Annotated in this window: 1 protein-coding gene; it reads right to left on the reverse strand. The window is 53.9% G+C overall.

From position 1 onward, the window contains the following. Window positions 1-1,460: GTP-binding protein (locus VU18_RS08905; protein ID WP_047758172.1), on the reverse strand; the 1,460-nt coding region annotated here is incomplete at its 3' end. Between the last annotated feature and the right edge of the window lie 224 nt (window positions 1,461-1,684).

Raw genomic sequence — 1,684 nt, forward strand, 5'->3', positions numbered from 1 at the left:
CCGAGCGGCCCGATATCCAGCAAGACAATCCCTTGCGGCACGAGTGAGAACGGAGCCGCACATTCAATGACAACATCATCAGGAAATCGGTTGGCGCGTCCTCCCGCCGCCTGTTGAAATTCATCAATGCTCGAGAAAACGGTAAACTGATCATCGCTGATTTTCGCCACTTCCAGCTCCCCGCCGTTTCTCCATGCCAGCACCGGCGCAGATGGCGCCGCCAACGCCGCCTCGCCGACCAACGTCCGCAAAAACGCCAACCGTTCATGGCGCGACGCTCCAGCGACCAAAACGCAATGCGTCCGCGAATCGGACAACTGCCGCACGACCCAGCGGAAGCGGAAGTGCGAACCCGCCCGCTGTTCTTCCGCCCAATCGGCTATTTCGTCAAACAGCGACACACCCGTCTCCCGAACGGGCCGTTTCGCATGAACGAGCCGCTTAGCGGCGTCGTTGATCGTCTCTTCTTGAAACGCCTCAGGAAATTTCTCGCTCCACGCCAACAAGGCAGCCGCCGCTGCCGCTGCCTCCGGACCGTCGGCTAAACTCATCCAGCTTTTCACAAGCGGCGGCGCCACTTCCACCAACTCTTTTAATCGGTACGGACCTTTCATCAATCCCGCATACGCATCCGCTAAAAGAACAGGGATTCTCTTCCAGTCATAGTCGCGGCGGATCTCTAATTCCTCATAGAGACGATTCCACTCCGCCAGCCACGAAAAATAAAGGTCGCCATCTCGATACCCGTTCCATAGCGCCTGCACGAGCCGCTCAAATTTCACCCGATCCGTTTCGTACAACAGCGCCAGGCAACGTGAAAACCGCTCAGGCGCCATCACTCTCGCATGCCCTTGTTCCACATAACCGATCAAGATGTCCGCCCAGCGGCGCGCCGATGTCCGCAACGTCTCTCCTAACGCAAGCTCAACGGCGCTTTCCCAATCACCTTGCTCCTCGAAAAAGGCGCGCGCCCATTCGGTCATATTCGGATAATCCGGATACAACGTCACACCGCGCTTAATCATATCATCCGCTTTCGCGTTTTCCCCCAACTCACGGTAGAGCGAAAACAGACGCAACATGATTTCTGCCTGCAACGTTTCGCTGTCCGTCTCAATCGAACGGTACAGCTCCTCGGCCAGCTCGAGACGGCCAAGCTCATAGTAGCTGTCGGCGATGTTTTTTTGCGCCCACGGGCGCAAATCATCGCGCTGGACTTGTTCCCATTTAAAAATGGCCGCTTCATAATCGCGGCGGTGGAAATACACTTCCCCTTGGGCAAAGCGAATCGACGACAAATCCGCGCCATCCCGATGCGCCGCGAAAAACATCTCGCCAAGCGCGCGGACAACGTCGCGTTCCCCCGCCTCGACAAGCGTCTCATAAAATGTTTTATGAACAAGTTGCTGTTCAAACCCCATGTCGATCACCTGACTCGTATATTTGCCATGCATGTTCATTGTATGGCACGTTTTCGAATTTTATTTCTATCCTATACATTTTAACAAACTTTCGCCGCCATGAACGTTTCAATTTGTTTTCATTTGCAAGACAAAAAGCTTCTGCGGTTGCGGTAAACGGGGAATTCGAATTCAGACCCAAACGAAACTGCCTGCCTCCTATTGAGTTCAGAAAACAGACAGCATAGGTGTTTTTTTCAAGTTACTGTAGATGAGCATTTTTC

The sequence above is a fragment of the Geobacillus sp. ZGt-1 genome (genome assembly GCF_001026865.1).
GTDB classification, from domain to species: Bacteria; Bacillota; Bacilli; order Bacillales; family Anoxybacillaceae; genus Geobacillus; species Geobacillus thermoleovorans.